Source organism: Nitrospira sp., assembly GCA_037045225.1.
GTDB lineage: Bacteria > Nitrospirota > Nitrospiria > Nitrospirales > Nitrospiraceae > Nitrospira_A.
In genome coordinates, this window is the sequence record JBAOHZ010000009.1 from 3,183,662 (window position 1) to 3,207,500 (window position 23,839).

At 58.8% G+C, this 23,839-nt stretch carries 21 protein-coding genes and 1 rRNA gene (1 of these 22 only partly in view); 18 read left to right on the forward strand and 4 right to left on the reverse strand.

Annotation, left to right across the window (positions count from 1 at the left end; all coding sequences use genetic code 11):
* The first annotated feature begins 17 nt into the window (after window positions 1–17).
* The 8 genes from V9G17_15885 (at window position 18) to V9G17_15920 (ending at window position 11,850) form a co-directional block, all read left to right on the forward strand.
* A complete protein-coding gene (locus V9G17_15885) occupies window positions 18–2,987 on the forward strand; it encodes an SMP-30/gluconolactonase/LRE family protein (GenBank protein MEI2754078.1) in 2,970 nt (989 codons plus the stop codon).
* 38 nt (window positions 2,988–3,025) lie between these two features.
* Window positions 3,026–4,492, forward strand: coding sequence for an IMP dehydrogenase (gene guaB, locus V9G17_15890; GenBank protein ID MEI2754079.1), 1,467 nt, complete (start codon window positions 3,026–3,028; stop codon window positions 4,490–4,492).
* 87 nt (window positions 4,493–4,579) lie between these two features.
* Window positions 4,580–6,136 (forward strand): glutamine-hydrolyzing GMP synthase, encoded by a 1,557-nt coding sequence (gene guaA / locus V9G17_15895; protein MEI2754080.1) that lies wholly within the window; start codon window positions 4,580–4,582, stop codon window positions 6,134–6,136.
* A 95-nt stretch (window positions 6,137–6,231) separates the two neighbouring features.
* Window positions 6,232–7,494, forward strand: a complete 1,263-nt coding sequence (locus tag V9G17_15900; GenBank protein ID MEI2754081.1) for a pseudouridine synthase — start codon at window positions 6,232–6,234, stop codon at window positions 7,492–7,494.
* Entirely contained in the window at window positions 7,491–9,254 is a 1,764-nt protein-coding gene (gene aspS, locus V9G17_15905; protein MEI2754082.1) for an aspartate--tRNA ligase, read from the forward strand. The genes V9G17_15900 and aspS overlap by 4 nt, the downstream gene beginning before the upstream one ends.
* 18 nt (window positions 9,255–9,272) lie before the next feature.
* The gene (gene aroC / locus V9G17_15910) at window positions 9,273–10,391 is read left to right on the forward strand and encodes a chorismate synthase (GenBank protein MEI2754083.1); all 1,119 of its coding nucleotides are present in this window, start codon (window positions 9,273–9,275) and stop codon (window positions 10,389–10,391) included.
* A gap of 149 nt (window positions 10,392–10,540) precedes the next feature.
* The gene (rnhA, locus tag V9G17_15915; GenBank protein ID MEI2754084.1) at window positions 10,541–11,011 is read left to right on the forward strand and encodes a ribonuclease HI; all 471 of its coding nucleotides are present in this window, start codon (window positions 10,541–10,543) and stop codon (window positions 11,009–11,011) included.
* A 41-nt stretch (window positions 11,012–11,052) separates the two neighbouring features.
* Window positions 11,053–11,850, forward strand: a complete 798-nt coding sequence (locus V9G17_15920) for an ATP-binding cassette domain-containing protein (GenBank protein ID MEI2754085.1) — start codon at window positions 11,053–11,055, stop codon at window positions 11,848–11,850.
* Window positions 11,851–11,859: 9 nt separating this feature from the next.
* Here V9G17_15920 and V9G17_15925 read toward each other — a convergent pair whose 3' ends face one another.
* On the reverse strand, window positions 11,860–12,894 hold the full coding sequence (locus tag V9G17_15925) for a trypsin-like peptidase domain-containing protein (protein ID MEI2754086.1): 1,035 nt from the start codon (window positions 12,892–12,894) through the stop codon (window positions 11,860–11,862).
* A gap of 154 nt (window positions 12,895–13,048) precedes the next feature.
* Here V9G17_15925 and V9G17_15930 point away from each other — a divergent pair, with 154 nt between their 5' ends.
* On the forward strand, window positions 13,049–13,603 hold the full coding sequence (locus tag V9G17_15930; protein MEI2754087.1) for a Slp family lipoprotein: 555 nt from the start codon (window positions 13,049–13,051) through the stop codon (window positions 13,601–13,603).
* An 11-nt stretch (window positions 13,604–13,614) separates the two neighbouring features.
* Here V9G17_15930 and V9G17_15935 read toward each other — a convergent pair whose 3' ends face one another.
* Complete coding sequence (locus V9G17_15935; GenBank protein ID MEI2754088.1) at window positions 13,615–14,058, reverse strand: FUN14 domain-containing protein; 444 nt, start codon at window positions 14,056–14,058, stop codon at window positions 13,615–13,617.
* A 35-nt stretch (window positions 14,059–14,093) separates the two neighbouring features.
* Window positions 14,094–14,960, reverse strand: a complete 867-nt coding sequence (locus V9G17_15940; GenBank protein MEI2754089.1) for a neutral zinc metallopeptidase — start codon at window positions 14,958–14,960, stop codon at window positions 14,094–14,096.
* A gap of 268 nt (window positions 14,961–15,228) precedes the next feature.
* Between V9G17_15940 and V9G17_15945 the strand changes: the two genes are divergently transcribed.
* The 8 genes from V9G17_15945 (at window position 15,229) to V9G17_15980 (ending at window position 22,084) form a co-directional block, all read left to right on the forward strand.
* Window positions 15,229–15,837, forward strand: a complete 609-nt coding sequence (locus V9G17_15945; protein ID MEI2754090.1) for a hypothetical protein — start codon at window positions 15,229–15,231, stop codon at window positions 15,835–15,837.
* A 129-nt stretch (window positions 15,838–15,966) separates the two neighbouring features.
* Window positions 15,967–16,554 carry a pseudouridine synthase gene (locus V9G17_15950; protein MEI2754091.1) on the forward strand — a complete coding sequence of 196 codons (588 nt, stop codon included), beginning with the start codon at window positions 15,967–15,969 and terminating at the stop codon, window positions 16,552–16,554.
* A gap of 41 nt (window positions 16,555–16,595) precedes the next feature.
* Window positions 16,596–17,057 (forward strand): DUF302 domain-containing protein, encoded by a 462-nt coding sequence (locus V9G17_15955; GenBank protein MEI2754092.1) that lies wholly within the window; start codon window positions 16,596–16,598, stop codon window positions 17,055–17,057.
* Between the two features lie 179 nt (window positions 17,058–17,236).
* Complete coding sequence (locus V9G17_15960) at window positions 17,237–17,782, forward strand: hypothetical protein (protein ID MEI2754093.1); 546 nt, start codon at window positions 17,237–17,239, stop codon at window positions 17,780–17,782.
* Between the two features lie 211 nt (window positions 17,783–17,993).
* Complete coding sequence (locus tag V9G17_15965; protein MEI2754094.1) at window positions 17,994–18,476, forward strand: hypothetical protein; 483 nt, start codon at window positions 17,994–17,996, stop codon at window positions 18,474–18,476.
* Entirely contained in the window at window positions 18,470–19,345 is an 876-nt protein-coding gene (locus tag V9G17_15970; GenBank protein MEI2754095.1) for a sterol desaturase family protein, read from the forward strand. The genes V9G17_15965 and V9G17_15970 overlap by 7 nt, the downstream gene beginning before the upstream one ends.
* Window positions 19,346–19,353: 8 nt before the next feature.
* A complete protein-coding gene (locus V9G17_15975) occupies window positions 19,354–20,982 on the forward strand; it encodes a GH3 auxin-responsive promoter family protein (GenBank protein MEI2754096.1) in 1,629 nt (542 codons plus the stop codon).
* Window positions 20,983–21,010: 28 nt separating this feature from the next.
* Window positions 21,011–22,084, forward strand: coding sequence for an enolase C-terminal domain-like protein (locus V9G17_15980; protein ID MEI2754097.1), 1,074 nt, complete (start codon window positions 21,011–21,013; stop codon window positions 22,082–22,084).
* A gap of 63 nt (window positions 22,085–22,147) precedes the next feature.
* Here the strand turns inward: V9G17_15980 and V9G17_15985 are convergent, their stop codons facing one another.
* On the reverse strand, window positions 22,148–23,056 hold the full coding sequence (locus V9G17_15985; protein ID MEI2754098.1) for a molybdopterin-dependent oxidoreductase: 909 nt from the start codon (window positions 23,054–23,056) through the stop codon (window positions 22,148–22,150).
* A 424-nt stretch (window positions 23,057–23,480) separates the two neighbouring features.
* Here V9G17_15985 and V9G17_15990 point away from each other — a divergent pair.
* Window positions 23,481–23,839 (forward strand): 16S ribosomal RNA (locus tag V9G17_15990) (it continues 1,180 nt past the right edge of the window).

Genomic DNA, 23,839 nt, shown 5'->3' on the forward strand with positions numbered 1-23,839 from the left:
GTACCACGAGGAACACCATGATCAAGGCTTGGCTGCTCGACGAAATGTTTCGGTTTGACCGGCGGTATCTCACGGCGGAAGGAAGTCAGAGTGAGTGGGGCGCCGGGGACTCCGTTGCTGAGGAGGAAGATTTGCCTCCTGCACCGACGGGCGTGGCCGCCACAGCCGGAAATGGCCGGGTGATGATTGCCTGGGACGCCGTGCCGGATGCCATGTATTACAACTTGTATTTCATGACCACCAAGGGCGTGCAGATCAAGTTCTCCGAGCTCACCCGTCCTATCGCCAGCGCAGACGATTTTAAGACCGTCATCGGGGTAACCAAGGAAAAAGGGACGTGTGTCGAAGGGGCACAGTCGCCGTTCGTGCACGACGATTTGGCGAACGGCACGTGTTATCACTATGTCGTGACTGTGGTGACGCAGAAGGGGGAAAGTCCGGAATCCCAGGAAGTCATGGCGATCCCGGCGCCCTACCTGATTGCGAAGATTATCGGCCAGGAGGGCGTGGATGAGGGTGAATTTAGCTCGCCGACCGGCATTGCGGTGGATAAGGACGGCAATATCTATGTCGCCGATACCGACAATCACTCCATCCAAAAGTTCGACAAAGACGGAAAATCCCTCGGTCGTTGGGGGGGCGAAGCCGGCAGTGCGGAAGGCGGTTTCTATTATCCACGCGGCCTGACTACGAATGCGGACGGCCAGGTGTATGTCGCGGATACCGGCAATAATCGCGTGCAACGTCTTGATACCGAGGGCAATCCCATGAAGGCCTGGGGCAAGTTCGGTTTCGCCTGGCGTGGTGCCGACATGAATAAGTTCGACGCGCCCTGGGGCGTGACGACCGACCAGGACGGCAACATCTACGTCACCGATACCAACAACGCCCGGATTCAAAAGTTTAAGGGAGACGGGACGCCATTGCTGAAATGGGGACGGGACGGCAGTTTCGACGGCGCGTTCTTCTTCCCGCGCGGTGTGGCTGTGGACTTCGTTGGGAATACGTACGTCGCCGATGAGGGGAACAACCGCATTCAGAAGTTCGACACCCGCGGGAGCTTTTTGACTAAGTGGGGACGCGAAGGAAGCGGTCCCGGCCAGTTCAAAGCACCCTGGGGTGTGACCTGTGATGCGCTGGGTAATGTGTACGTCGTCGATCAGGGGAACCACCGCATTCAAAAATTCGACGGTAACGGCACCTTCCTATGCGCATGGGGAAATCGCGGCAAGACCGAAGGCCAGCTGAATTTTCCCTCCGGCGTGGCCGTGGATAAGGAAGGGGCGGTGTATGTGGTCGATAGCGGCAATCACCGGGTGATCAAGTACATTCCAACCGATGAAGAGCTGAATCGCGGGAAGGCGGAGCGCGAGCGGGCGCAAGTCGTCAGCGAGTATCCGATTCCCCGCAATTTGGCGATCAAGCCCGGAGATACCGAAACATTCTTAAGCTGGATGGACGTGCCGGGCGCGGCGTCCTACAACCTCTACTTCCATACCTCGTCGAATCTGACGCCGGAGAGCGGCACCAAGATCGAGGGCGTGACCAGCCCCTACAATCATTCCGGATTGACCAACGATCAGGCCTACTACTACGCGTTGACGGCGGTCTATGAAGATGGAACGGAAAGTGGATTGTCGGACGAAGTGTCCGCGACGCCAGTGCTGATCGACATCACGGCTCCACAAACGCCGTATGCGGTCATCAACCATGGCGCGTTCATGACGAATTCGCCCGAAATTGTGGTTACGATTTCCGCCACCGATCTCGATACCGGCGTGGCGGCCTATTACATTTCAGAGAATCCGATGACGCCGATGGCGGGAACGCCGGGGTGGGTCGAGGTTCCGGCGGCCATCAAGTTCGGCGCGACGATTCCGTTCATTCTTTCCCCGGGCGATGGGCAGAAAACCGTCATCGTCTGGTTCAAAGACCTCGGGAACAATATCTCGACACCCGCGAGCGCAACAATTCTTGTCAACACCTCCGGCTATCTCTGTGTGTCGAAGTGGGGAAAGCCGGGTCGTGGCGCCTCTCTGTTGCACGGCGGCGAATTCATGGCGCCGATCTATGGACTGGCCATCGATCAGCAAGGGGCCATCTTCGTCGTGGATAACGGCAATAACCGCATTCAGAAGTTCGATCGCACCGGGAATTTCATCATTCTCTGGGGAAATTTCGGCGCCGCCAATTCCAATTTTCACAACCCCACCGGCATCGCCTGCGACGCCAAAGGCGACGTCTACGTGGTGGATACCAACAATCACCGCGTCCAGAAGTTCGACGGGAAGTTGGGTGGGTACATTATGAAGTTCGGATCGCGCGGGAACGGCGAAGGCCAGTTCAATGCCCCATGGGGTATCGCGATCGATCGGGTTCGCGGGTACATCTATGTCGTCGACAGCGCCAACTTCAGAGTGCAGAAGTTCGATATGGGCGGAGAGTTCATTATGTCGTGGGGCAGTTTCGGCAACGCCGACGGGCAATTCTACTTCCCTCGAGGGATCGCCGTAGACCAGGCCGACGGCACGGTGTACGTCGTCGATATGGGCAATCACCGCGTCCAGAAGTTCGACACCAGCACCAACGTCTTGCCGCAGTTGCTCACCAAATGGGGTGGCAGCTCAGAGGCCGGCCACGCCAGCAGCCCGTTGGCCCAAGAAGCCGGACAATTGCGTTCTCCTTGGGGGATTACGGTCGATGGTCAGGGAGACGTGTACGTCACGGATACCGGCAACCATCGCGTCGAGAAGTTCGACCGTGAAGGCAACTTCATCGCTCAGTGGGGTGGGTTCGGCGGTGGTGACGGGCAATTCAACTTCCCCTACGGCATTGGGGTGGATTCCCGGGGAAGTGTGTTCGCCGTTGATAGCGGAAACACCCGGGTACAGCAGTTTATGCCGGCGGATGAAGGCAGCGAGCGGTTGCAGGAAGAGGCAGATGCGGCCGCAGAGTTAGGGCAGGTCGATAAAACTACGAGAGTGTAAGGGCAACGGGCGAACAGCCCGGGAGAGGGTGGCGACTGATGTTAGAGAAGGAGATTCGGCTCGGACTCACCTATGACGACGTCGTCTTGGTACCGGCTAAATCACAGGTCCTCCCCAGCGAGGTCGACACCCGGACTCGCTTGTCTCGAAACATTCTTCTGAATATTCCTATCGTCAGTGCCGCCATGGACACCGTGACCGAAGCGCGGTTGGCCATTGCCATGGCGCAGGAGGGTGGCATCGGCATTGTGCACCGTGTGCTCTCTCCCACCGATCAGGCGGCTGAAATCGATCGGGTGAAGAAATCTGAGAGCGGGATGATCCTGGATCCCATTACGATCTCGCCGGATCAGACGATTCGTGATGCGTACGATCTCATGGCCCGGTACCGGATTTCCGGTATCCCTGTGACCAAGGCAGGCAAGCTGGTCGGGATTCTGACGAATCGCGACTTGCGGTTTGAGACGCGAATGGACCTGAAGGTGTCGCAGGTGATGAAGCGTGACAAACTCATTACCGCTCCGGAGGGAACCAGTCTCGAAAAAGCCCGTGAGATCCTGCACGAGCATCGAATTGAAAAATTGCCGGTCGTTAATAAGCAGTTTGAACTCAAAGGGCTGATTACGATTAAGGATATCGAGAAACGGATCAAGTATCCCAATGCCTGCAAAGATGCTCACGGTCGTTTACGGGTCGGGGCGGCGTTGGGCGTGGGGCCCGATACCGCGGACCGGGTGGCGTTGCTGGTGAAGGCCGGCGTGGACGTGGTGGTTGTGGATACGGCGCATGGGCATTCGCAGGCCGTGCTGGACACGGTCAAAATGGTGAGAAAAGCGCACCCCCAGCTGGACATCATTGCCGGCAATATCGCGACGGCTCAGGCGGCCAAGGATTTGGTGAAGGCCGGTGTGGATGCGGTGAAAGTGGGGGTAGGTCCCGGTTCGATTTGCACGACACGCATGGTGTCCGGCGCCGGGATGCCGCAGTTGACTGCGATCGCCGACTGCGCCAGAGCGTTGGCCGGGTCTGATGTGTCGGTCATTGCCGACGGCGGGATCAAGTACTCTGGGGATATTACTAAGGCCCTAGCCGCCGGTGCCTCAGTGGTTATGCTGGGTAGCCTGCTGGCAGGCACGGAAGAGGCTCCGGGTGAGACCGTTTTGTTCCAGGCACGCACCTACAAAGTATACCGGGGCATGGGTTCAATTGGAGCCATGGAACGCGGTGGCGGTGATCGATACGGCCAGGGAGGACGACCGACACCGAAGTTGGTCCCCGAAGGGATTGAGGGACGGGTGCCCTACAAAGGCTTGCTGGCTCCCCATATCTACCAGATGGTGGGCGGCGTGAAGTCGGGCATGGGCTACTGTGGGTGCAAGACCATCCCTGATTTGCAGCAAAAGGCGACGTTCATCCGCCAGACCGTGGCCGGTCTCCGCGAGGGACATGTGCACGACGTCATCATCACCAAAGAAGCTCCCAACTATCGAACTGATTGGGAATAACCCCGCGTGAAGCGTTCCACGTGAAGCGTATCTCGCAGTTCAGATCCTCTCACACACGACGATTCACGCCTCACGAGATACGATCCTATGGAACTCTGGCACGATAGAATTCTTGTCCTTGATTTCGGGTCCCAATACACACAGCTGATCGCACGGCGTATCCGTGAAGCGCAGGTCTACTCGCAGATCTTGCCGTGCACCGTGCCGCTCGCGACGGTGCTGGCCTATCGGCCCAAAGGCATCGTGTTATCCGGCGGACCGTCGAGCGTGTACGACAAGAAGGCCCCTTCCGTCTCCAAGCAACTCTTCGAACAGGGCATTCCTATTCTCGGGATCTGCTATGGAATGCAGTTGGTGACGCATCTCCAGGGGGGTGAAGTAGAGAAGGCCCCGCACCGCGAGTTCGGCCGGGCTGACCTCGCCCTCGATGACCGGTCGGATCTGTTTAAGGGAATCGGAACGCGTGGCTCGACCGTGGTGTGGATGTCGCACGGGGATCGGATCGAACGAATGCCGCCGGGATTTCGCTCCATCGCACACACGGACAATTCTCCCATTGCGGCGATGAAGCGACATGACGCGAAGCAACGTATCTATTGCCTTCAATTTCACCCGGAGGTCGCGCACACCACTGAGGGCGCCACGATCCTCAAGAACTTCGTCTACGATATTTGCGACTGTAAGCCGACCTGGACCATGCGCTCCTATGTCGAAACAGCCGTGGAGCAGATCAGGCAACAAGTCGGGACGGAACGGGTGATCTGCGCCTTGAGCGGCGGGGTGGATTCCTCTGTGGCGGCGGCCTTGACGCACCGTGCGGTCGGCGATCAGCTGACGTGTATTTTTGTCGACAACGGCGTGTTGCGCGCCGGCGAGCGTGACCAGGTGGAAAAAACCTTTTCGTCGCAGATGCATCTGAACATGCGAATTCTGGATCGCACCAGTCAATTTCTTGCCGGCTTGAAGAGCGTGACCGACCCCGAGCGGAAGCGAAAGATTATCGGGCGCTTGTTCATCAAGAATTTCGAGGTCGAGTCCAAAAAATTGAAAGGCATCAAATATCTCGTGCAAGGCACGTTATATCCCGATGTCATCGAAAGCGTCAGCTTCAAGGGCCCCTCGGCGACGATCAAAACACATCACAATGTCGGGGGATTGCCGACCAGAATGAAATTGAAGCTGGTGGAGCCCCTGCGCGAACTATTCAAGGACGAAGTGCGGGTCTTGGGCCAGGAGCTTGGCTTGCCGGATGAGATTATCTGGCGGCAACCGTTTCCCGGTCCCGGCTTGGCGATCCGGGTGCTCGGGGCCGTGACCAAGGAACGGCTGGCGATTCTGCGCGGGGCGGAAACGATCGTCGATCAGGAAATTCGAGCCGCCGATCTGTATCGCGAAATTTGGCAGGCCTTCGCCGTTCTGCTGCCGATCAGGACGGTCGGTGTCATGGGTGACCAACGGACATATGAATATGTCATTGCCATCCGTGCGGTCACGAGCCTTGATGGTATGACCGCCGACTGGGCCAAAATCCCGAATGATGTGCTCGGGAAGATGTCGAGCCGGATCATCAACGAAGTGAAGGGTGTGAATCGCGTCGTCTACGACATCAGTTCCAAGCCGCCTTCCACGATCGAGTGGGAATAACGCAGTCGTGAATCGCTGCTCGTCACGCGTCATGCGATGGATATGAATCCAATCTGATTCTTCGAATGACGAGAGACGCTTCACAGAAAGTTTGCATGGAAGTCAGACTCCAAAAACTCATCGCCGGGACGGGCCTCGCCTCGCGCCGCAAGGCTGAAGAATTAATCACGTCCGGCCGTGTGACGATCAACGGCACTGTGGTGAAGGAACTCGGCACCAAAGTTGATCCGGCTCGCGACCATGTCAAAGTCGATGGGAAACATCTGCGGGCTGCGCAGCCGTATGTCTATTTGATCCTGAATAAGCCCAAGAATGTCATGTCCACGCTGGACGATCCTGAAGGCCGCCCCACGGTCAAGGATCTTCTGCACGGAGTCACTGTGCGTGTATTTCCGGTCGGCCGCCTGGATTTCGACAGTGAAGGGCTCATGCTGCTTACGAATCATGGGGATTTGGCTCAGGCGCTGCTCCATCCTCGCTACCATGTTCCGAAAACCTATTTGATCAAGGTCAAGGGCGTGCTCGACGATGCGAAGATCGAGGCCCTTGAACGAGGCGTCAAATTGGAAGACGGCTTCACTGCACCGGCAAAGGTGAATAAGGTCAGCAAGGCGGAGAGCAATTCTTGGCTTGAGGTCACGATCCATGAGGGCCGGAAACATCAGGTGAAGCGGATGGTCGAGGCCGTGGGCCATTCGGTCATCAAGCTCGTGCGCGTTCGCATGGGGCCCTTGCTCTTGGGTGACTTAGCGCCGCGAGAATATCGATTCTTGACCGACCGCGAGGCGAATCGGTTGCGGGGGCTGGTCGAAGATCGGGTGGCCAGAGCTGAACGGCCGGAACTGGATGCGTCGGGAAAGCCGACTCGCTGGATGCCGCCGACGGCGCCGGCTCCACCTCGCCCGCCCAAGCCAGAACGTTCAGGGCGCGGACCAAAAGCTCAACGTTCCGAACGGGGCCCACGGTCCCAGCGGTCTCTAGCCGGTGCGAAACCGCCACGTTCTGGTCGTGGGACCACGCGGCGTCCAATGAGCCCCGGTGCGAAGTTTCGTCGTCCCGCCAAAGGGGTGAGTTTTCAGCGATCTCAGGCCGGTCCGATTCCGCAGGGGACTGACCGTGGCGCTGGCTCGCGTCCTACCGGGCCTGATCAAAAACCGCAGCGTCCTCAGTCTGGAGGAGGGTTTCAGCGGCTTCGATCCGGCGCGAAACCTCAAGGCCCCGGTCGTGGTATGACGGATCGGCGCTCAGGTCCCGGCCAGAACTTTCAACAGAAACGGCGCGGCGGATCATCGGCTTCGCGCCCGGGACCACGAGGCCCAGCCGGAAAATCGCGGCCCTCAACGCGGAGAAGAGCATGAAGATCAGGACCCATCGGTGCGGGGAATTGACCAGGGCGCAAGTCGGCCAGCAGGTGGTGTTGAACGGATGGGTGCAACGTCGTCGAGATCACGGCATGGTGCTATTCATCGATCTGCGTGATCGAACCGGTTTGACGCAAGTGGTGTTCAACGCTGAGCGGAATGCGGCGGTTCATCAGGCGGCGCATACGCTGCGGAGCGAATGCGTCGTATCGGTGACCGGCCAGGTGATGGCCAGGCCGGATGAGTCCAAGAATCCGAACCTCCCTACCGGTGAGATCGAAGTGTTCGTGGATGCCGTCGAGATTCTCAATGAAGCCAAGACGCCGCCGTTCATGATCGAGGACGACATTGAGATCACCGAGTCCCTTCGATTGAAGTATCGCTATCTGGATCTCCGGCGACCAAGGATGCAGCGGTTGTTGGGATTACGTCACGGGATCATGCAGGCGGTACGGGCGTTCTTGAATGCGGAGCAGTTTCTAGAAGTGGAAACGCCCGTGTTGACCAAGAGTACCCCGGAAGGCGCTCGTGATTATCTGGTGCCCAGCCGCGTGAATCCGGGGATGTTCTATGCGCTGCCCCAGTCGCCGCAGTTGTTCAAGCAGGTATTGATGGTGAGCGGAGTCGATCGCTATTACCAGATCGCCCGCTGCTTCCGCGACGAAGATCTTCGCAACGACCGCCAACCAGAATTTACCCAGATCGATCTCGAACTGTCGTTCGTGGATCGTGAACAGGTCATGTCGCTCATGGAGCGGATGATCGTCTCTGTCTTTAAGGATGCCGGCGGGGTGCAATTACCGACGCCGTTTCCGCGGATGACCTATGCCGACGCGATGGGGCGTTACGGGTCGGATAAGCCGGACCTTCGCTTCGGTATGCCCCTGCACGATGTCACGGCATTTGCGGCGAAGAGCGAATTCAAAGTGTTCAAAGACGCGGCGACCAAAGGCGGACTCGTGAAGGCGCTGATTGTGTCCGGTGGAGCCTCCATTGCGCGCAGTCGTATCGACGCACTCGGTGAAACGGCGAAAAGCTTCGGCGCCAAGGGGTTGGCCTGGTTGAAGGTGACTGCGGACGGGCAGTTGGAATCGGTGATTGCCAAATTCCTCGATGCGAAGGCTTTTGCGGCAGCCTTGCCGGAGGCGAAGCCGGGTGATTTGGTACTCTTCGGCGCGGACAAGCCCGCCATCGTGCACGATGTCCTCGGCCGCATTCGTTTGTTGCTCGGCGAGGAATTAAATCTCATCGACAAGACCGCCTGGAAGCCCTTGTGGGTGACGGAGTTTCCGCTGCTGGACTACTCGCCGGAAGAAAAACGCTATATCTTCATGCACAATCCCTTTGCCGCACCGATGGATGAAGACCTGCCGTTCCTCGACACAGAGCCGTTGAAGGCGCGGGCCAAGGCCTACGATATGGTGCTGAATGGAAGTGAAATCGGCGGCGGCAGCATTCGTAATCATCGGAGCGATATCCAATTTCGGATTCTCGATCTCTTGGGGATCGGCAAGGAACAGGCGCAGGCCAAGTTCGGGTTCCTGCTCGAAGCGCTGGAGTATGGTGCCCCTCCGCACGGGGGGATCGCATTCGGGCTCGACCGGCTGATCATGCTCCTAGGCGGCGCCGATTCGATTCGCGATGTCATCGCCTTCCCCAAGACGCAACGCGCGCAATGCCCGCTGACTGAGGCGCCTTCTAGCGTAAGCGCCGATCAGTTGAAGGAGCTACGCATCAAGCTGGATCTCGTCGAGTAGGCAGGAGTCATCCAACCCATGGCCGGCAATACGTTGGGCCGAGTCTTCACCGTCACTTCATTCGGCGAAAGCCACGGACCGGCGATTGGTTGCGTGGTGGATGGGTGTCCGCCGGGTCTTGTGCTCTCTATCGAAGACATTCAGCAGGATCTCGACCGGCGCAAGCCGGGCACCTCACGCCATGTGACGCAGCGCCAGGAATCCGACACCGTTGAGATCCTCTCCGGGGTTTTCGAGGGGAAGACGACCGGGACGCCCATCGCCCTCTTGATTCGGAACGAAGATCAGCGCAGCCGTGATTACGGCAACCTCGTCGACACCTTTCGCCCCGGCCACGCAGACTACACCTACTGGCAGAAGTACGGCATCCGCGACCATCGCGGTGGTGGCCGGTCTTCGGCTCGTGAAACGGCGGTTCGAGTGGCGGCGGCGGCGATTGCCAGGAAATGGCTGCGAGAGAACCATGGTGTCGTCATTCGTGGGTATCTCAGTCAGCTCGGACCGATCGATGTGCCATTCCAGAACTGGGAGGCAGTGGGCAACAATCCGTTCTTTTCGGCGAACGCCGGGGTTGTGAGCACGCTCGAGTCGTTCATGGATGAATTGCGGAAAGCCGGCGATTCTGTCGGCGCGAAAATTACGACCGTGGCCGAGCAGGTGCCGGTCGGGTGGGGTGCCCCGGTCTACGCGAAACTGGATGCTGACCTGGCCGGCGCCATGATGAGTATCAATGCGGTCAAGGCGGTGGAGATCGGTGCGGGGTTCGCCTCGGTCGCGCAACGCGGGTCGGAGCATGGCGATGAACTGACGCCGCAAGGGTTTGTGACCAATCATGCCGGCGGCATTCTCGGCGGCATTTCGACCGGCCAGGATGTCATCGTTACCATTGCCATTAAGCCGACCTCGAGTATTCGCATCGCGCGCCGTTCCATCGATAAGCAGGGCAATCCGGTGACCGTCGAAACCAATGGGCGTCACGATCCTTGCGTCGGAATTCGCGCCACGCCGATCGCTGAAGCCATGATGGCCCTTGTGCTCATGGATCACGCACTGCTTCATCGTGCGCAAAACGCCGATGTGCAGACGGCGACGCCGAAAATTTCCGGCTCCTCAACGCTGGGCGCTGGTTCCGGATAGTCAGAATCCATCGCGTCGATCACCTCGGTTCCCACCGAAACCCAAGACACGCCGGGATCCCTCCCTGGTTGGATAGGGGGACGCATTGGTTGGGAGACCTGCGGCATCTCGTTCATCAGTCAGTATCAGCGAAAGGGGCCTTCGAACCAATGGTCGAAATTTATACCGACGGAGCCTGCAGCGGAAATCCTGGTCCTGGCGGATGGGGGGCGTTACTGCGTATCAGCGGTGCCGAAACCGAATTGTGTGGTGGCGATCCGGCGACGACCAATAATCGCATGGAGCTGCTCGCCGTCATTGAAGCCTTACAGTCGCTTCCGGAGCGGGTAGAGGCGCGTGTGTACACCGACTCGCAGTATGTCCAAAAGGGGATCAGCGAGTGGATTCACAATTGGAAGCGGCGCGGATGGAAAACTGCCAGCAAGGAGCCGGTGAAGAATGAGGACTTGTGGCGCCGGCTGGATGCGTTGGCCGCCGACCATCATCTTGAATGGCATTGGGTTCGAGGCCATGCCGGTCATCCTGAAAACGAACGCGCTGATGCTTTGGCACGAGCCGGGCTCGAACAGTCGCGCCGGTTGGGTAAAGTCGTCGGCGGGACGCGACCAGGTAGCCTGTGATGCCCAGGCGACAGGTCCGGTTGTGACCACCTAACCCTCTCATGACGATCTCTTCCCCGATCCTCGACATTCAACATGCCACGGTGTGCCGAGGCGACACCCTCGTGTTCTCGGACTTTTCCTTCCTCCTCCACGCGGGCGAACATGCGGCCATCGTCGGTCCCAATGGCGCAGGGAAGTCTACGCTCCTCAAATTGTTATCCGGCGAAGTCCATCCCTTGGCGTTGGATGAGACCCGCGTGCGGCTGTTTGGTGAGGAAGGCTGGAACGTGTGGGATGTGCGCAAGAAACTCGGGATCGTGTCCTACGACCTGCAGCGGGACTACTTGATCTGTGCCGAAGGGCGTAACGTGGTCCTCTCAGGTTTCTACGCCAGCAACGATACCTACGCGCATCAGACGTTTACGCGCGACCAGGTCGACCGAGCGGATGAGGTGATGCAGGAGTTAGGTATCGAATCGTTTGCCACGCGTGTCTTCGGGCATCTCTCGACAGGGGAGCAGCGGCGGTTTCTTCTCGGGCGAGCCTTGGTCCACGACCCGCCGGTCCTTGTGCTGGATGAGCCGACCAGCGGGCTCGATCTCAAATCCTGTTTCCAGTACTTGGACCTTGTGCGCGCGCAGATCCGCAAGGGTAAGACCGTGGTGCTTGTCACCCACCATCTGCACGAAATTCCGCCCGAGGTCGATCGCGTGATCTTTCTGAAAAGGGGACAGATTCTGGCCGACGGTCCGAAATCCGCGCTCCTGACCAACGATCACATCAGCAGCCTCTTCGACCGCGCCATCGTCCTCGCCCAAGCCAACGGCTGGTATCAAGCTCTGCCGGGCCTGTCCTAAGAGATCAGATTACCCTCCAGCCAACGTGACGGTAAACGTCAGATTGGTATCGATGCGGCGGACTTTGACGCTGACTTGCTGTCCGGGCTTGGTTCGTTCGATCAAATAGTTCTTTAAATGGGCCGCATCCTGAATGTCGGTGTCGTCCACCGCGATGATGATGTCGTGTTTCTCAATGCCGGCGGACTTGGCCGGTTCCATCACATCTCGTACGGCCATGCGCCACCGGGTGCCATCCTTTACGGCCACCATGTGGATGCCCATCTTGGAGAAGGCCATGGGTTTTCCGTCCAGGGCGGCGGTGACGATTCGTTCAGCCAGCATCGAGGGGATGGCAAAGGCCATCCGGCTGCAATGCGCGGTGGAGTCGTCCCGTTCGGTCTGGATGATGGCGTGCATGATGCCGACCACCTCCCCCTTGTCGTTGAAGAGGCCGCCGCCGGAATTGCCGCTGCAGGCGGCCACGTCGGCTTGAATCAATCGGGTGTCCACGGTCTGGAGGAAGGTGTTCGTATTGCCCAGGTGGCCGAACGACATGGTCGGGCCCCAGCCCATGGGATAGCCGACGGTGAAGACTTCCTGCCCCGGTTGGACGTCGCCGGGGGCAAAGGCGACACCGGTGCGTAACTTGGCGCGATGCGCTTCGGTGACGCGATAGACCACGACGTCCATGAACGCGCTGTCGCCGACGAGGTCGGCCGGGATTTCGTGGAGGTCGGTGGTCAAGACATGGATTTGTTTCTGAATGACGCTGCCGGTCGTCACATCCTGCTTCTCCGCCGCGTGCCGCGCCGTGACGATGTAGCCATCGCGAAGATGAAAGCCCGTTCCACGCACCAGAATCTTGCCGGGTTTGTCCGGTGTGCGCTGGTCTTGCGTGTCTTCTAGGACGCCGATGGTGGCGAGCTTCGCGCGATCCAGCACCGTGGCCTCGATGGCTGCTGCTTCGGTGGTGAAGATGCCTGCGACCAGACTCATACCGGCCATCAGGCCGACCGCACCACGGACAATCTGCTCTGCGGAACGAAGTGCCGAACGCGACATAGAGAGGATTCCTTTCGTGAGAATGTCGTCAGAGCTGCAGTATAGCCCAGGGGCGGGAGCGGATGGAATGTGGTCGTGTGCTGCGCCGAGGGGGATGGAACTGAGGGGGAATGTTGCCGTGGCATCCTCTCTCCTGCGGCGTTATACTGACTGCATGCTGATGCAGATACGCCAGTTTTTGGTAGTGGGACTCCTAGCTGTGACCGCCGGGTGCGCGACGTCGGTCATCCCCGAGTCGCTCGAACCACAGATCGACCAGACCGTGACGTTCAGTCAGGTGCTGGAGGCTCCCGATTCCTACCGCGGGAAGGTTGTGGTGTGGGCTGGTGAAGTGCTCAAAGCCAAAGCCTTGAAGGGCGGCACTCAACTGGAGGTGTTGCAACTTCCGTTGGACGATGAGCAGGAGCCGATGACCGACCGCATGGAGTCGAAAGGGCGGTTTCTCGCGTTGCAGAAAGAGTTTCTTGATCCGGCCACGATAGCGGACGGCACCAGAGTGACGATTGTCGGCGAGGTGACGGGGGCAGCGGTCGAAAAAATGGATGAGGCCGACTATCGGTTTCCCACCCTGGAGGTCAAGCATTTGCATCGCTGGACTCCTCGGCGAGTGGAGGACCGTCGCGCGCCGGGCCCTTGGTGGAATGTGTTCGGTGGCGTTGGCATCGGCGGCGGCAGCCGATCTGGCGGGGGAATCAGTATCGGGTTTTGACACCCTGCCGGTTATTTTTTTCTGAAGCCCAGAAACACTCCGGCTGCGGCGGCCCCGGTTGCCGGCAAATAACTGGCGAGGAACTGTTTCACCCCTTCGGCGCCTTGTCGGACGGCGGTGAGATGGTGTGTGATGTGCCGTTCGACCTGTCCCCAATCGGTCGTCAACCAGCCGAAGTTTTTCATCAGAGCGAGGCCGGCAACGGCGAAGGCTCCAATGACAAAGACCAGTTTCACGAATCGGCGAAACGCCCACCCGAGGAAAAATCCTCCGATATAACTTCCGCCGAAGCGCGCCACGGCCAACGGCGCGAGATCTGCTATCCAGCCGGCCATGCCTGCAAGGGTGGTGAGGCCGGCTGCGATGACGGTCTTCGCCTTCCACGGTGGTTCCGGGGTGAAGGCTTCCCGCGTCTGCGAAACCGCAGTTGATTGAAGCAGATCGAAGAGACTCATGTGGACCTCTTGTGGACGTGATGGCGTGCGGCGGGTTACGTGCGCCCGCTCGAGAAGGTGTCGCACGTATTGGGATCGCCGGATTGGAGGCCGCGCCGTAACCAGGTCATTCGTTGCTCGGAAGATCCATGGGTCCAGCTTTCCGGTTGCACGTGGCCTTGCCCCATCTTTTGGAGGCGGTCATCGCCGATGGCCGCGGCGGCTCGTAGCCCCTCCTCGAAATCACCGGGTTCGATCAGGTTGCGGCTGTGTTGCGCATGGTACCCCCAGACCCCTGCAAAACAATCGGCCTGTAATTCCATCCGCACCGACAGGGCATTACGCTCCGTGGCCGAGGCGCGTTGCTGCAGCCGGGTGACTTTGTCGGCGATGCCAAGCAGGTTCTGGACATGGTGGCCGATCTCATGTGCGATGACATAGGCCTGCGCGAAGTCGCCCGGCGCGCCGAGTCGCTGGGCCATCTCGTTGAAGAAGGAGAGGTCCAGGTAGACCTTGTGGTCGCCGGGGCAATAAAACGGCCCCACGGCGGATGAGGCGGTGCCGCAGGCAGAGCGCACGGCGCCGGTGAACAGCACCATCTGGGGATCTTCATACGTGCCGCCCAATCGGGGGAGCAGGACCCGCCAGGTGTCTTCGGTATCGGCTAGGACCACGGAGGCAAATTTACCGAGGCCGTCGTGAGGTGGCCCTGTCGGCCCCTGGCCGTCCGGTGCCGATGGGGCGCTCATGTCCTGAACGCCGTTCAAGATATTCAACAACGTCAACGGGTTGGTTCCGGTCAGGAAGCTTACAGCTAGGACCAGGACGATGCCGCCTAGTCCCAGGCCCATGCCGGACTTGGCCGCCCCCATCCCGCGACGATCTTCGATGTTCTGGCTCTCGCGTTGACCTTCCCATCGCATGGCAGGGCTCCTTGTTGAACATCCGGGTGTGTGATCGACCGACGAGGAGTGTGAGGGATCGGGCCGATGGAACCACATTTGGCGTCATGGAGCAAGCCTGGGGAGTCCCTAGCGCGTAGTACGCATCCATCGCGTGGCCTGTCCAAACCTGCGGCCTCTGTAATCACGGCCGGTGGATGGTGCAAGTTGATACAGTGCGTCGGCCTGTCCAAGAGGATCGACATAATCTGACTGGACAGGCGGATGATGGCTTCGCTAGACTCATGCCATGATCAACGTGATGCACCGGCCGGGATCGATCTGCGCGCCTGTTGTTCTCCTAGCACTGACGGGACTGATTGGTTTTTCCGGTTGCCAATCGTCGGGAACGCCTCTGCCGCCGACCTTGAAGCCAAGTCTCGCGTGGCCGGAATGTCCGAAGATCGGCGGGACGTATGAACTGCAGGGGGAACCGCTCCCCGGTACGATGAATTTTTACCGGAACCGGGATAACAAGCTCACCTTGAACGCCATGCTAGGCGTGGCGGTGCCGGCGGATCTCGCGCAGCAAGCAGTGCGGGTGGAGCTGGTGCACGAGGACACGCTGGAGTTGGTCAATCGGTTTGACGGCGCGATCACGGCCCATCAACTGGACCTCCAGCCGGAGGATCGTGTTACCTGTGATCGTAACCAGATCCGCATTCATCGGATTCGCTCGGAAGGTGGCGTGGCCGAAGAGCCTATCCGCAACATTTCCGACATTGCGCAGGAATTGACCTTGGAAGGGGATGGAAGTTTGCTGGTCAAGACCCGCATCATGAATCAGAGTAAATCCGCTTTCTTCAGCACACCGGTTCCTCATGAGGAATACTCCGCGCGCTTCAGGCGATTGGATTAGACGGGGAGCCTCGAGTGCTTCCGCATCGCCGGTTCTCCGGAACAGGCCTTCCTTCAACGTGTTCCACTGCATTACGACTGCGCCTGTGATCCGGCGACGGATCGGGGTGAGGCGGAGCATGCCGTTCGCATGATGGGTCACCGTGCCGGTCGCACGCTGGTGTTCAACAAGCCCTACAATGTATTGCCCTGTTTTACCGACCCGGATGGGCGTCCGACCTTGGGCGACTACATCGATGTGCCAGGCGTCTATGCGGCCGGGCGACTCGATCGAGACAGCGAAGGGCTCTTGCTGCTGACGTCCGACGGCCTGTTGGCCCATCGTATTACCGATCCAAGGCACCATCTTCCGAAAGTCTATCTTGTGCAAGTCGAACGTGTGCCCGATGCGGCGGCGATGGAGCATTTGCGGGCAGGTGTGGTGCTCGGCGGAGTCCGAACGAGGCCTGCAGAGGCGCGTCTCCTGCCGGAGTCGCCTCCGATCCCGGAGCGGTCTGTGCCGATTCGGTTCCGCAAACATGTTCCCACCGCGTGGCTGGAACTCACCTTGCGCGAAGGTATAAATCGCCAAGTGCGACGGATGACGGCGGCGGTCGGCCATCCTACGTTGCGACTGGTGCGGGTTGCGATCGGCCCGATCATGTTGGGAGCCCTGTTGCCCGGTCAATGGCGGGACTTGACCAAGGATGAGGCGGCGGAGCTCTCTCGTGAGCGTTGAAAACCGGACGCTTGTGGCCGTTGTGAGAGGAGGTGACGTGCATGAAACGATCTGTTCGGATGATGTGTATGGTGTGTAGCGTGCTGCTGGGGCTCTACGCCCTCGTGTCCCCCGCTCAGGCTGATGACACGCTCAGAACCAAGCCGAGTCACTATTCGGTGGCTGAGACGATCAATCGGATCGAACGGGCTGTGACCGAGAAAGGGATGAGATTGTTCGCTCGTATCAATCATGCGGATGAGGCGAAGCACGTTGGGTTGGAGATGCCACCGGCCGAGTTGCTGATCTTCGGCAATCCCCTGGGTGGCACGGCGCTCATGTTGGCGGTGCCGACTGTGGCCATCGACTTGCCGATGAAAGCCCTGGCGTGGCAGGACCAAGCCGGTCGCGTGTGGCTGACGTACAATACACCCGCGCTCCTGCCGTTGCGGCATGGGTTATCGGCGGATCTGGCAGCCAGACTGGATCCGGTGGGGGCATTGCTGGAGCGAACGCTCGAATAATGCCGGCGTCATCACGCGGTGCGTTGGAAAACGCCATGAAGAGGATTAAGATGGGCGGCATGGCGGCTGCGGCATGCCGTTTCGCCCAGCTCCGTCAAACGATCGGATAGAAGCGGGTGAGGGGGACACGTGGGGTGGAGGTACCGTTGAATCGTGTGAGGCGAACGAAGAGAGCGACGATGTGGTCACAGACAATGGCCGTGGGCCGGCTCGCCCTGTTGCTGGCGCTGTGTGAGACCGGCCTCGGGCCGGCGACGGCTGTGCTCGGTGCCAATCCGGATTCGCTGCCGGTGTCCGACATGCGGCATATTAAGAAATTCGTGGCGGTTGAAGTGCAGACCCAGGGTACCGCGGAGAAGCTCGGTATCAACGGGGCGGAGTTGACCGATGTCACGAGGGTGACGTTGCTCAATAAAGTGCCAGGGATTGCGCTCGAAGCGTCCGGTGGTCCTTCTTCAGATGCGCCCGAGCGACCCAACCAACTCGGATTCTTTATCTGCGAGGTCTGGACCGTGGGCGAACAATATATTGCTGCCTATCATGTGGACTGCAATGCCGGATCCTATACGGCGCAAAAAACGCCCGGCAGCCTGTGGAATCAAGCGATTCTCGGCTATGGACCGAGGGACGAAGTCTCCGATGCGGTCCGAAAAGGCGTACGTGCGATGGTGGAGTTGTTCGCCAGTACCTTTGTCGGTGCCCGTATGGATACGGGGAGCCGCTAAGGACGCCTGTAATTCTTCCAGTCTTACGCCCTTCGACGCCGGGCTGTGCCCGTCTGCTGTCTCCATGTGTTACTGGTCCGCTGCTCTCCCCGCTGGACCTCCATCTTCCTTGCCCCAGCCGCCCTCCGACTGATCAGGTGTTCCCTGCTGAGCCTTTGAAGAATCCCTTTTTTCTTGTCTGCACTTGGCTGCGACATAGAATAAGGGGGTTATGGCTGATTCCGCTTCAGGTCCGCGCGCGTTTCACTCCTACGGTTGGTTGCTGCTTGGGTTGTTGCTCCTGTTCCTCTGTCGTGTCGTAGCCCAGCTGGTTCAATCCGTCTCACCCGTAGCCGTATTGCCATCATTTGAAACCTGGCAAAGTGGAGCGCTCCCGTATCCGCTGTTGGTGGCGTTTCAGGTGCTGATTCTGATGGCCTGCGCTCGAGTGGTCAGGAATGTGCTCTCCGGGACCGTCGTGCCGTCAGCCAAGAAGGCGCGGTGGTTTCTGGCCTTGGGGTGGGTCTACTTCATCGCGATGGGCATTCGGCTCGTCGTGGGACTGACCATCGCCTCGGAACACTTCTGGTTTGGTGCGACGCTGCCCACGCTGTTTCATCTGGTGCTGGCGTGTTTTCTACTCGTCTTGGGCTTCTTTCATACAACAAGTGATGCCGGTTCGTCTCCTTCTGCCGAGAGCGGTGCGCTGTGCTGACACTGCTTCGGTCTGCGGCCTACCCCGCCCTGTTACTGGCCTGCGTCGTCGGCAATCTGGCGCTGTTTCACATGGGCGCGGGCGTATTGGTCGCGACCTACGTGCCGGTTACGTGTGGGACCGTACTGATCATGGCGTTGGAGGGATGCTTGCCCTATCGACTGGACTGGCGGCCGTCGCGGGCTGAAGTCATTCAGGACTCGACCTTTCTCGCACTCGTGCATGTCGTGCTGCCGAAGGTCTTGGCGGCGACATCGGTGTTCGTGATCGTCGACGTTCTTAACGGACGGCGTTGGGGCGTCGCGTCCTGGTGGCCGCATGACTGGCCGGTTCCGGCGCAGACGGTATTGATGGTGCTGATCGTCGATGGCCTGCGGTATTGGTTGCATCGCTTCAGTCATGAGTGGCAGCCGCTTTGGCGTGTTCACGCGGTCCATCATGCTCCGCAGCGGCTCTATACCCTGAATGTGGGGCGATTTCATCCCATCGACAAGGGGCTCCAATTCCTGTTCGACGCCTTGCCGTTCATTGCGCTGGGCGTTCAGGAAGAGGTGCTGAGTCTGTACTTTGTCTGGTATGCCGTGAACGGGTTCTTTCAGCATTCCAATGTGGATGTGCGATTGGGGTGGCTGAATTATGTGGTCAGCGGGCCCGAGCTCCATCGCTGGCATCACTCGATGCGGAAGGAGGAATCCAATCACAACTACGGCAACCATTTGATTGTCTGGGATGTGGTTTTCGGATCCCGGTACTTGCCGACAGATCGCGCCGTCGGCGCGCTAGGATTGATGAATCGGCGTTATCCGAGTGGTTTTGTGGATCAGATGGCGGCACCCTTTACCCCCGGTCTCGATAAGCAGACGGTGTGAGCCTCCGGATGTTCAGATGGCTCCATGATCCCGCCCTGTCGCTGTCCCTGATGCTGACGAAATATCGAGACTGGAATCCTTTTATTGCCCAGACGCATTGTCCGGAGCGGGCTCAGCAGGCGGTGTTGCGGGATATTCTCAGCCGTCAGGCCGGCACGGCTTTCGGGCAGACCCATCGGTTTGACACGTTGCGAACGTATGAAGAGTTTGCTCGTGAAGTTCCGATCTGCACCTATGAAGATTTGCGATTTGCCATCGAGGCCCAGGAGAAAAATCGCGAGCTCCTGTTGACGTCCGACCCGCCGGTTCTGTTTAGCCAAACCAGCGGGACGACCGGCATGCCGAAACATATTCCGATTCTCAAGGAAACCGTGGACGCGATTCGCCGCTATCAGCGCCTGTTTGCGTATGCGCAATGGCAGGGAGTGCCAACCATCTATGACGGAAGTGTGCTGGTGATCAGCGGTCACACCATCGAGGGCTATTTGCCGGGTGGGACTCCATTCGGGTCGATGTCGGGGTTGATGTTCGACTGTCTGCCCGGGGCCATTCGGAGAAAAAGCCTGCTTCGAGGTGGGGGCTCGACTAGCTCGGATTATCGGCAGCGCTATCTCAACATTGCCGTCCGAGCCTTGGCAGATCCTACACTTTCGGTACTGGCCACGCCCAATCCGTCGACGATCTTGAAGTTGTTGGCGGTGATCCGCTCGGAGTTCCCGACATTGCTGGAGATGTTGGCAGGTAGGTCACAGCCGGATGTGGACTCACTTTCCGAGTCCTGCCCGGTCAGTTCCGCGCGATTGTTGCAGCTCCAGGCCCTCGTCGCGAACGCGGGGGGACTGGATTGCGCGACGCTGTGGCCGAATTTGCAGGCCGTGGTGACATGGACGGGTGGAAATTGCTCGGTGTTGATTGCTGGGCTGCGCGCGTTGCTGCCGCCACGGACCAGGGTGATTGAGATGGGGTATCTCTCGAGCGAATGTTTGGGGACGGTGAATGTGGATGTCCTCAACAACCGCTGTGTGCCGACCTTGGATGAGAATTGTTTCGAGTTCGCGGAGGTTGAGGAGGAAGCGCCCGGCGCTAAGCCGATCTTGCTCCATCACCTGCAAACGGGCCGAAAATACGCCGTGCTGGTGACCACCAGGAACGGGCTCTACCGGTATGCGATGAATGACATCATTGAAGTGACGGGGTTTTTCAATCGAACCCCCACGATCCGCTTTCTCCAAAAAGGGAAGGGGGTTACGAATATCACAGGGGAGAAACTCTATGAGCATCAGGTCACTGAGGCGGTGGCGCAGGTTCTGAACGTACATGGGATGCGCTCGGAATTTTTTGTCATGCTGGCCGACGTCGAGGCGCTGCGCTACACGCTGTGCGTGGAACATGCTGCACTGCCGGTTGAGCTGGAGCGGCAGTTAGAAGAACGACTCTCGGCGATGAATATTGAGTTCAAGGCAAAACGGGCCAGCGGGCGACTGCAGCCGACTCGCGTGCTGCAGGTACGCCCGGGTACCGGGGATGCCTATCGGCAGCATTGCGTCAGTAAGGGGCAGCGGGAGGCGCAGTTCAAGCTGATTCGTCTGCAATATGTCCATGAGTGCACGTTCGATTTTTGGCAGTATGGGAGCTGAATATAGGATGCATGTGCGTAGCGTGACCATGACACCGTTGGAGATTCCCTTCCGGCAGGCGTTTACGCATGCCTCGGCCACACGGAGCAAAACTGAAGCGGTGTTGGTCCGTGCAGCGTCTGTTCGTGGGTTGGTCGGGATGGGGGAGGGATGCCCTCGGCATTACGTCACCGGAGAAACCATAGCCGGCGCGCAGGAGTTCTTTCGTGCCCATCAAGCTGAATGGATGACATGTTCGTCTGTCGAGGATTTGTGGGATTGGGAAACCGCACACGCGGACCTGGTGGATCGAAACCCGGCGGCCTGGTGCGCCGTTGAGACGGCGTATCTTGATCTGTTGGGGCAAGAGTTTGAACAGCCGATTGAGGTACTGCTCGGCGGTACACCGTTGTCCGGACCGTTTCAATACTCGGCCGTGCTGGGCGGGGAGACGCTCGCCTCGTTCGAGAAGCAGTTGCATCAGTATCTTGCCGTAGGGTGTCTTGATTTCAAATTGAAGATTATGGGCGATCTGTCGGCTGATCGTGAGCGCGTGGCCGCGCTCAAGGCTGCCGGCATACCGGGGCTCCGTGCGCGGCTCGATGCCAACAATCATTGGCATCGCGCGGATGAGGCCTGCGAGTATATTCACCGCTTAGAGGGTGCATTCGTTGCGCTGGAAGAGCCGTTGCAGGTCGGTGATTACGAGGGATGCCTGGCACTGTCTCGGCAATGTGGTGTGCCGATTATTCTGGACGAGAGTTTCGTACGGCTCGGTCAATTCTCGCTGATTCGCGACACGCCTGCCTCGTGGATCGTCAATATTCGCGTCTCGAAAATGGGTGGAATTCTGCGCGCCAGTGCCGTCGCGGCGCAGGCCAAGTCGCTCGGTATTCCGATCGTCGTCGGCGCACAAGTGGGGGAAACCAGCATTCTCACGAGGGCGGCGCTGACCGTTGCGGACCGGTATCGTGACATCCTGCTGGCTCAGGAAGGCGCGTTTGGGACGCACTTGCTCGAGTATGATCTCTGCGACCCGCCGTTGATGTTTGGAAGAGGCGGGCGTCTTGCGATGGACCGCTACTCCACCCGCCCTGGTCTTGGGTTATCGTTTGCGCAGTGAGCGGGAGGATGGTTTGCGTGGGCGCGTCTGGTTCGGCGCATATACGTAGTTTACCGTGCTTGATTACAGGCTTTCCACATCCGCAATAATCGTGTGGAGTCCGCTCGATCCTGCCGGTTGTGGTCGAATGAGTTCGGCAATCTGAGGGTGCCCCTTACTATCGATGGCGCGAACCGCGACTTGGTATTTGCCACGTTTCGACGGGCGCCAGGTGTAGTTCCAAATGACCCAGGAGTAGGGCGACATCGGCGTTTCAATTTCGCAAGAATCCCAGGTTCTGCCTGCATCCAAGCTGATTTCAACCCGACTGATGGAGTTCGGCCCGCCGAAGGCGATCCCGCGGAATCGTTGTTCGGGGCCGCGTAGCGTCTGGTAGTGTCCGGGGGAATCGATCCGTGAAAATGTCTTGATCGTGGCGTCGTCGGTCCACCCTTTGCGTTGCCAATATCCGCGATAATCCCCTGCATAGGCCTCGATTTCGACAATCCATTTCACGTTTTTGATGCCATAAAGACCCGGTACCAACAAGCGTAGTGGGAATCCGTGCTCTTTCGGTAGCTTCTCGCCGTTCATGAGAAATGCGAGCATCACATCGTCCTGCATGGCGCGTGAGAGGGGAATGCTGTCGTCGTACGCGTCCGCGCCGCGGAAGACGATATCGCGAGTTGTGTCTTCATCAACCTCCGCGTCCTGCAAGAGTTTTTTGAGCGAAATCCCGCGCCAGCGTGCGTTTCCCAGGCTATCGCCTCCGGGCAAGGTATCGATACACATCAGGGTAGAGACTTGTTCGAAATTGTCGCGGTTTAACAGGTCCCGCCAGCCCAGGGAGAGTGATTTCTTCACTTCACCCTTCAGCGTGAGCCGCCATTCGTCCTGTCGAAGGTCGCGGGACACGTTAAAAGGGGAGTCAGAGTAGTTCACGACATAGAATTTTTTGTTTTCGGTGAAGTAATTGGTCTCGCGGGGGGGCATTGCGAACATCCGCCCAAATAAAGATCCCACTGCGTCGCATCCCCCCGTGAGGCTAGCGACAGCCGCAATTCCAGTGAGCTTTAGAAGATTTCGTCGTTTCATTGCGATCAAGTTTTTCATAAGAAATACTCTGCGATATTAAAAAAATCTTTGCAAGGCTTGACTCTGAAAACCCAGATTGGTATAAGGATGCACGTTTGATCCAGCCTAGTGGCCGATGCGGTTGTAAGACCTGCGACGGATTCTCAGGAACCCCAGATCAAAAAAATAAGTTTCGGCCCTCTTGACAAGGCCGGCCCCGCGTAGTAGATTGCGCGGCTCGCGTGACGAACGCGAAACAGTTCTTTGACAACTGAATAGAGCGAGAAATGAGTAAGGTAAGGTGTATTGAAGAGGTGGCCCTCGGGTCCAATTCAAGTAGAACCTTTATGAGAGTTTGATCCTGGCTCAGAACGAACGCTGGCGGCGCGCCTAATACATGCAAGTCGAGCGAGAAGGTGTAGCAATACACTTGTAAAGCGGCGAACGGGTGAGGAATACATGGGTAATCTACCATCGAGTGGGGAATAACCAGCCGAAAGGTTGGCTAATACCGCGTACGCCTCCGGATCTTCGGGTTCGGAGGGAAAGCCACACTGTGAGTGCGGCGCTCTTTGATGAGCTCATGTCCTATCAGCTTGTTGGTAGGGTAACGGCCTACCAAGGCTTTGACGGGTAGCTGGTCTGAGAGGACGATCAGCCACACTGGCACTGCGACACGGGCCAGACTCCTACGGGAGGCAG